General features: G+C 62.8%; 6 protein-coding genes. 5 read left to right on the top strand and 1 reads right to left on the bottom strand.

Annotated elements, in window-relative coordinates; genetic code table 11:
• Window positions 1-1,753: CLIPPER-2 domain-containing protein (locus AC6RA4_RS03610; RefSeq protein WP_500157472.1), on the bottom strand; the 1,753-nt coding region annotated here is incomplete at its 3' end.
• A gap of 712 nt (window positions 1,754-2,465) precedes the next feature.
• Here AC6RA4_RS03610 and AC6RA4_RS03605 point away from each other — a divergent pair.
• The 5 genes from AC6RA4_RS03605 to AC6RA4_RS03585 all read left to right on the top strand — a co-directional run.
• Complete coding sequence (locus tag AC6RA4_RS03605) at window positions 2,466-3,299, top strand: hypothetical protein (RefSeq protein WP_500157470.1); 834 nt, start codon at window positions 2,466-2,468, stop codon at window positions 3,297-3,299.
• A 198-nt stretch (window positions 3,300-3,497) separates the two neighbouring features.
• On the top strand, window positions 3,498-3,701 hold the full coding sequence (locus tag AC6RA4_RS03600) for a helix-turn-helix domain-containing protein (RefSeq protein WP_481693042.1): 204 nt from the start codon (window positions 3,498-3,500) through the stop codon (window positions 3,699-3,701).
• A gap of 165 nt (window positions 3,702-3,866) precedes the next feature.
• The gene (locus AC6RA4_RS03595; protein ID WP_500157467.1) at window positions 3,867-5,567 is read left to right on the top strand and encodes a tyrosine-type recombinase/integrase; all 1,701 of its coding nucleotides are present in this window, start codon (window positions 3,867-3,869) and stop codon (window positions 5,565-5,567) included.
• Entirely contained in the window at window positions 5,564-6,607 is a 1,044-nt protein-coding gene (locus tag AC6RA4_RS03590; protein WP_500157466.1) for a tyrosine-type recombinase/integrase, read from the top strand. Before AC6RA4_RS03595 ends, AC6RA4_RS03590 begins: the two co-directional genes overlap by 4 nt.
• The coding region (locus tag AC6RA4_RS03585; RefSeq protein WP_500157464.1) for a recombinase family protein at window positions 6,604-8,248 on the top strand (1,645 nt) is incomplete at its 3' end. The genes AC6RA4_RS03590 and AC6RA4_RS03585, both read left to right, overlap by 4 nt.

Genomic DNA, 8,248 nt, shown 5'->3' with positions numbered 1-8,248 from the left:
CGTCGAGGTCATCGACGCCGGTGTTGTCCTTCACCACCGCGATCGACGGGTCCTGAACGATGTCGACATCCGCCCGCGCGGTCTTGGCCTCCTCGATTTCCGCGACGCCGACGGTCACGAGGTTGTCGATGTCGCCGTCAGGATCCTCGATAGTGAGGGGATCACCGTCATTGTCGTCATTGTCATCGGGCTCGGCGGTGCCGTTGCTGTCTAGATCCGCCTGCAGCACCGAGTAGCTGCCACTGTAGGTCCAAACCTCGTCAACATCGAGCGCGCCGTCGAGATTGGTGTCCCCCGACGGACCGCTCAGCGCTCCGAGCAGCGGATCGGAGACGCTCACCCCGGTCAGGGCGACATCCCCGGTATTGGTGATGGTGATGGTGTAGGTGATCACATCGCCCGCGGCGTCGACCGACGCGACATCCGCGGTCTTGGTCACTTCAAAGTCGGGATTGTCGAGTACAATCGCGGAGCGCGACAGCGAACGGTCCTGATTGCCGGCGCCGGTGACCTGGATGGTGCTGCCGTCATCCTCGAAAGCTTTCATGTCGAGCAGGCGCATGTGGTAAGGCGAGCCCGAGGGGTTGGCCATGTCGTCCCAATCCTCATTGGTCGCGATATGCCCCCCCCAGGCAAGGACAGCGTCGCCGCCGTTCGTGCCGGTGTAGTCGAAAATCAGAGTGACGGATTGCTGGGCATTGCCCGTGACATCCCCACTCAGCGTGTAAACTGCGTCGCCGACCTCCTCCGATGTGATGGTGTCCGTGAGTGTATAACTTCCGGAGAGATAATCCGAGATCCCGGTGACCATGGCCTCGTCGCCATCGCCCCAGATCCCGTTGCCCGACAGGTAGTAGACATCATCCGCCGTGCCGATGGTTTCGTCGGCGCCTGCGAAGGCGAAGCCCGTCAGTTGCCCGTCAAACATCGTGATGCTGCCGATCTCGGGCGAGATGTCATCAGCTGTGCCCTTGATTCCGTCCGGGCCGGCATCGACGAGCGGGCTCAGCGCGACCTCGAGCTGGCTGTCGGCGGTGCCATCAAGACCGGTGCCGTCCACGGGATCGGGGATGAGATCGCCGTCATGGGTGTTGCCGGGACCGAAGCTGGCGTCATATGAGCCGAGATAGTCGATGGAATATTCACCGCCTTGGGTGACGTCGTATTCGATGGTGATGAAATAGCTGCCCTGCGTCAGGTCCGAAAGCGTCGCCCGGTAGGCAACGAAATCGCCCTGATAGTAGTGCGCCTGGTTTTCGTTCAGGTTTCCGTTCACCCACGAGTCGCCATCGTCCGGCAGGTGGGCGACATCGGAGCCGTTGCGCCACTGGTCGAGATTGTAGCTGGCGCCATCGGTGAAGCTTGCGTAGGCGGTGTCGGCGCCGTCGCTCGCCGAGAGAAGGAAGGTTTCGTTCAGGCTGTCATCGGGATCGACATACCACTCGGTGACGATGATCCCGTTGGCGATGCCGTCGAGATCCCCCTCCCCTCCGTCCACGACAGTCCAGCTGTCGTGACCGCTGCTTCCAAGATCGGTTGTGATGTCATCGGAGGTTCCGTAAATCCCGTCCGGTCCGGGATCCGAGACGTGATCGACTTCGAACGTCAGCGAGCCTCCGACATCGACCCCCGATGCGGTGATGATGGCGGTCTCGCCCGGCGCGTAGTCGGCCTTGTCCGTCGTGACTGAAAACTCGGTGCTGCCGAAAAGGTCAGCATCGCTGGCAAGGGTTGTTTCAGAAGTCTCGGACATTTTGCGCCCCCTCCCGGGCTCGCGGATAATGCCGGTCTGTTACTTGTCGGGGCGCAAAACTACTTTGCCCCTCGAATACCTCCGAGGGCTGGCGATGACTTGCCTTGACACAATATCTTCTATGCAAGTCCGCCCAATGAGGCCGACCCGGTTCATCCAGTTCGATTGAAATGTTCTAGCTATTCTTCCTAGCGGCTAAACACTTTCAGGTTGAATTAAATCCTCTATTTTCTAGTGCGTTATGCCCGCTGATAGGAACTCAAAAGTATCACGGGCTGGACACATGCGTCAATTTCTATGAACGGCGCTCGGAGTGAAGCGAATAAATTGACCAACTCTTAGAGAAATTACACTATATAAATTAGTACATTACGCTGCCTTCAGCAAGATGACACAAAATTGACATATTCGTCGAATCGCGAAATCCACGCACAATATATGGTACGCATTCCAGCGCAGCGTTTGCTCTATACTTCATGAGATCAAGCAGCGCGAACGGCAAAAATCTGTCGCAATTGTTCCAACATGGCAACTGAGTCTCTCGATCTCGGCAAGGGCGTTCTTTCAAGATCTGCCCCATACGGTGAATGTATCAACCTGAGGTGCCCCTGGATCTTTCGCCTTTGCTGTAGATACCAATCTCCGTTTCGCCGAGGTGTTGATCACGATATGTTCTCATTCAAGCATCCTGAAGCGAACTTGGACGAGCCATATGACCCGACGCGAGCTACCTCCCCGCCTGCAGCCCGAAGAGCCTTCCAACGCTGAGTTCGCCGACTACACGCTCTATCTTCATTTCGATGGAGTTGCCCGAGCGAAGGCTTGGAAGATTGCGGACTACGGCGACGACGGCGCGCTCGACCTGGCACAAATGCGGGAGATCAAGGAACGCTTCGATCTGGAGGCCCCGCTCGTCGTCGAGTTATCGCGGCAGATCGGTTACTGCCTGGACCGAGACACCTGCGCCAATTTCATCGACGTCGTGCGTAGCAAGGCGAGCAAACAGGGTGGTACCAAGCTCAGGAGAACGCTTCGGTTCGCCAAAGCGAGCGACGACCCCATCAAGGTTCTTCGCGAGGGGCTCCAGGTACTCGAGAGCCGCTTTGGCACATTGCCGGCCAGCCGCCCGGAACTGGACCAGGCCAAAGAGCTCTTGCAAGGCCCCGCACCCGACCCTGCCGAAGTGATTGGACTCCTCAAGTTGATCGCGAAGGTACCCGGCGCCGTATACGACCTGTCGCCACAGAATAAGAACAAGGTGGTCGATCGGCGCCGCAATGACGTCGTCGCCGAGTGCGCGCGGATCTGGAAGCAAGCCGGGCGCAAGGCGAGTTTCAGCACCGATGCGACCAAAGCCGTGAAGGGCCAGATCTACGGACCCTTCGTCGATTTCATACGCTGCGTCGTCGCCATGGTGACCGAAGACGGCCACGACTTCGCCGGAGGGACGCTGCGCAAGAGTATCGAGCACGCCAAGCGCATGGAGCGCGAGCAGGATCTCGACGCTATTCTCGCATCCGAACCAGAGGTCGGCACCCAAAAATAGCGAACCAGTGCACTTGGACGTGCCCTGGCGTGCTCGGGCAAGGTCACCCCATGACCTCCGCGCCCGACAGCCCCCACCAGCCTCCAGCAGAGCTCGACCGCATCAAGGATGTTGCGCTCGCACTGGCCCGACTTCTTGGCGAGGCGGCGGCGTTGGATACGGATGTCTCCCCTTGCAGCTCCGAGGAGACAAGCCCCAATGCCCCCGACCAGTAAGACCCAGCAGCCCCCGCGCCTCAAGACGGTGAAGGAGGTCGCGCTCGAAGACAATGTATCCGAGAAGACGGTCCGCCGCGCCATCGCCGCCGGCCTTCTCGACGTGATCCGTGTGGGCCCTGGCGGCCGCCTGATCCGCATCCATCCGGACGCTCACACGGCCTATCGCCGCCGCGGCATCCTCTAGGCCAAACGGCCACCAAAGTCCATTTATGTCAATGCGTTAGAGCTCTATCGGGAAGAGGCCCTCCCCGTAAGTTTCTGACTTTTCATGCTAGGGTTCTCCCGAATCGGGCGCCCTGTCCACGGCAGGGTTCCCGAGACCAGAGCTGACCAATCAGAGGCTGTCCCGATGACCACGCAAATGCCCATCCCGCTCGACCAGGTCTTTGTCCCGGCGGGCACGCCGACCTTCCAGGATCTCATCAATGCTCTCTCGGCGCAGGGCTCGCTCTTCCCCACCCGCGAGCGCGACCTCATCTCTGGGCTGCGCCGCGTCGCACAGGCGCTCGGCCTTCCGCCGAGCGACGTTCCCTGCGACACGCGCTGGCTGCAACAGCGGCTCGCCAAGATCAGCCCGGCACAGATCGGGATCTCCAAGAAGACTTGGCAGAACTCCGTCAGCAACGCGCGTGCCGCGATGGCAACGGCCGGCATCGTCGAACGCCGCTTCCGCAGAACGAACGACCTTACACCCGCGTGGCGCTCACTTTGGCGTCGCCTGCTCGAGCTGGACGATACCACCCTCTCCACGTCGCTCTGTCGCTTCGTGCATTTCCTTTCCCGTCAACGGATCATCCCCGACGAGGTAAACGAGCAGCACGCAGACGCTTTTCTCGAGGCGGTAACGCTCAACGAGATCAGCAAGGACCCGGAGACCAGCTACCGCGCCGCGGTGAATGGCTGGAACCTCGCCGTCGCACGCGTCCCCGGCTGGCCGCAAACGCCCATCGCACGTCAGTCCCGCCAGAAGATCTTCCGGCTGCCGGACCAGAGCTTCCCTGCGACGTTCCTCACCGATCTGGACAGCCTCATTGCCGCACTTGGTGCCAACGACCCGCTTTCCGAGACCGGGCGTCACCGCGCGCTTCGTCCCGCGACACTCAAGCAGTACCGCAGCATGCTCCTGCGCTTCGCGTCCGAGCTCGTGCACGCGGGCATTGAGGCCTCGTCCATCGCGTCGGTCAGCAGCCTCCTTGAACCGACCGCCGCAGAGCGGGGTTTGCGGCAGATGCTCTCCCGCAATGGCAACACCAGCTCCCGCAGCATCGCAGAGGTGGCCCGCCTGCTGCCCAACATCGCCGCCACCCTGCACCGTCCCTCTGAGGAGGTGGCCCGCCTGCGCCAGCTCTCCGGCAAGCTGGCCATGGCCCCGCAGAAGGGGCTGACCGCCAAGAACCGGGAGCGCCTCCGCGTTCTGCAGCAGCCACGCAACCGCATCGACCTCCTCACTCTGCCCGAGCGGATCTTTCGACGCGGCGCCGGCAACAAGAAGCCCTACTCCGCGGCGCTGGACCGCGAGAGCGCCCTCGCGATCGCCATCCTTCTCGTCTGTCCCATCCGGGTGAAGAACCTTGCAGAGCTCGAGCTTGGCCGTCACCTCCAACGGCCCGGCGATGGTCGGGTCTACCTTGTCCTGGAAGAGGAAGACACCAAGACCAGCCGTCCGATCGAGTTCGAGCTGCCCGAGGATGTCGTGCGTCTGATCGATGAGCATCTCGCCTCGAGAGTCCCCTGGATGTGCCCTGCCGGAACCCCCTACCTGTTCCCCAAGCGCTCCGGTGAAGCGCCGGTCAATTCGGCAGACCTCGCGGCACGGATTTCCAAACTGGTTCGCCGGGAGCTGGGCCTTGAGATCAACGCGCATCTTTTCCGGCATTTCGCAGTGATGAACTGGCTCGATGCCAACCCGGGAGGCTACGAGGTCGCGCGCCGTCTGCTGGGCCACGCCGACGTCAGCCACACGATCAACATGTACTCCGGGATGGAGGTAAAGTCCGCGACGCGGGCCTTCTCCGACCTTATCGGCGCTCTGCGCGAGGGCAAGGAATGAGCCTCATTCTGCCCCTGCAGGACTGGCCTGCCGCGGATCAGGAGATGTGGCGCGGCCTCTTCACCGAGGGCAATCCGCTCGACGATCGCGGACCGCTCGTCCACCTGCGGGAGACATCGCGCGAACGCCTTTCCCAAAGCTACGGGCAATGGCTGCAATGGCACCTTGGGTGTGGCGCCCACACCCGCAACATCGCGCCAGCCGACCGGGTCACTCGGGTCACGCTCCTGCAATGGCTCTCGACGCTCGATCGGCTGGCTCCAATGTCCCGCCTCATCTTGGTCACGGGCGTCCTGCGCGTCGTCACCGCCGGGGACCCGTCCCGCGACTGGAGCCCGGAGCGCGCGCTGCGCGCCCGGCTCAAATCCCTTGCCGGACGCGGGACACAAGCGCGCAAGATCGGCAGGATCCTGAGCTCGCGGCTGCTGCTCGATACCGGCCTGCAGCTTGTCGAGGAGGCCAAGACTCGCGGCGGCAGCGGCGTCTTCCGAGCCACATCGCTGCGGGACGGGGCCATGATCGCCCTGCTCTCCATGATGCCGATGCGTGTCCGCGCGCTGGCGGGGCTGACCCTCGGAACGTCCGTCGTCGTCGATGACGACCGCATCTTCATCGCAATCTCACCCGAGCTCAGCAAGACACACATCCCGTGGGAAGCAGAGGTCCCGCCGCAGGTCGCGCCGGCCCTGCGTTACTATCTTGATGATGCCCGGCCGTTTCTCGCGGCCCGGGGTTCGGGCGATGACCCGAGCCTCTGGCTGGGGCGCAAGGGAAGCGCCCTCAAGATCGGCGCCTTCAGACCGACCATCTCAAAGCAGACAAAGCGGCTGACCGGGATCTCGGTCCCACCGCACTTCTTCAGAGACGCGGCGGCCACCTCTCTGGCCCGCATCTCGCCAGAAGCCGCGAGCCTGATCCGCCCAGTCCTTGGCCACAGCGGCTTCCAAACCGCGGACCGGCACTACATCCATGCCCAGACCATCGAGGCCGGTCGCGAGTATGCGAGCCTCCTCCAAAGCATGAAGGAGACATCCGCATGACCCGCGCCGCGATTTACGCCCTTTTCTCGACCACCATGCAGCGCGAGGCCTCGATCGAGGACCAGGTCCGGATCTGCCGCGAGCGCGCCGCGCTCGAACGCTGCGAGGTCATCGAAGTTTTCAGCGACATGGCCATCTCGGGAGCCTCGACGCGACGCCCAGGGCTTCAAAGCCTCCTGGCGCTCGCGGAGCGCGGCGGCGTTGATGTCATCCTCTGCGAAGCCCTCGATCGCCCGAGCCGCGACCAGGCCGATGTCGCGCAGCTCTACAAGCGCCTCAGCTTCCACGACGTGCGGATCATCACCACCTCGGAAGGCGAGATCAACGAGCTGCATGTCGGACTGAAGGGCACGATGAACCAGATGTTCCTGAAGGATCTCGCGGCCAAGACCCGGCGGGGCCTGCGGGGCCGCGTCGAGGCCGGCAAATCCGGCGGCGGGAATGCCTATGGCTATCGTGTCGTCAGAGGCCTCGGTCCGGATGGCCAACCGGTGACCGGTGAGCGCGAGATCGTCCCGTGCGAAGCCGAGGTCATCCGACGCATCTACCAGGAGTTTGCCGACGGCTATTCCCCCAAGAAGATCGCGCAGAGGCTCAATGCGGACGGCATCTCCGGGCCGCGCGGCACGCACTGGCGCGACACCGCGATCCGCGGCCACCGTCAGCGCGGCACGGGGATCATCAACAACGAACTCTATATCGGGCGCCTCATCTGGAACCGTCTCCGCTACGTGAAGGACCCGGAGACCGGCAAACGCGTGTCGCGCCTCAACCCGGAACAGGACTGGGTGATCCACGATGTCCCCGAGCTGCGCATCGTTACCGATGCGCTCTGGGACGCGGTAAAGCGGCGACAGCAGCAGATCGAAGCCACCCCAGCCGTTCAGGGCATTCGGAAGAGCCGGTTCTGGGAGAAGAAGCGCAGCCAGCACCTGCTCACCGGCAAGCTTGCCTGCGGCTGTTGCGGTGGCGGCTTTGCCGCGGTGGGCAAGGACTACCTCGCCTGCTCCAATGCCCGCAAACTGCAGACTTGCTCCGCAACGCGATCGATCAAGCGCGCGACCCTCGAAGACGCCGCTCTCGAGCTCTTGCGGGATCGCCTCATGCAACCGGACGCCGTGGCAGAGTTCGTCACCGCCTTCACGAGAGCCGCAAACGCCCAGAGACGTGACGAGGGGATCAAGCACGAGCAGACCCGCAAGGCCCTCAAGGACGTCGAGCGCAAACTCGCAGGCCTCTATGACGCGATCGCCGATGGGTTTCGGACACCGGGCCTGCTGCAGAAGCTGCAGGCCCTCGAAGACGAGAAGTCCGAGCTGGAGCGCAAGCTGGAGGCCCCTGCCCCGAGCGCAGTGCGGTTTCATCCGAAGCTGGCGGAGCTCTACCGGAGCAAGGTCACGGAGTTGTCGGAGGCGCTGAAGGACGAGACGATCCGCGTCCCGGCGCTGAACCTGCTGCGCAGCCTGATCGACCGCGTTGTGGTGCATCACGACGCGGGGACGAAGGGGATCACGCTGGAGGTTGAGGGGGCGCTGAGCGCGATGATCGCGCAAGCCCAGCCCGGAGGGCTGGGGTATGTCGATGCTAGTTCGGTAAAACTGGTTGCGGGAGTAGGATTTGAACCTACGACCTTCAGGTTAT

This window comes from Salipiger sp. (assembly GCF_059781815.1).
This window is presented reverse-complemented; position numbering and strand designations above follow the sequence as displayed.

What these genes read in the sequence shown, in the direction of transcription:
- AC6RA4_RS03605 (WP_500157470.1), top strand. Translation starts at nt 2,466, where the DNA reads ATGACCCGACGCGAGCTACCTCCCCGCCTGCAGCCCGAAGAGCCTTCC.
- AC6RA4_RS03600 (WP_481693042.1), top strand. Translation starts at nt 3,498, where the DNA reads ATGCCCCCGACCAGTAAGACCCAGCAGCCCCCGCGCCTCAAGACGGTG.
- AC6RA4_RS03595 (WP_500157467.1), top strand. Translation starts at nt 3,867, where the DNA reads ATGACCACGCAAATGCCCATCCCGCTCGACCAGGTCTTTGTCCCGGCG.
- AC6RA4_RS03590 (WP_500157466.1), top strand. Translation starts at nt 5,564, where the DNA reads ATGAGCCTCATTCTGCCCCTGCAGGACTGGCCTGCCGCGGATCAGGAG.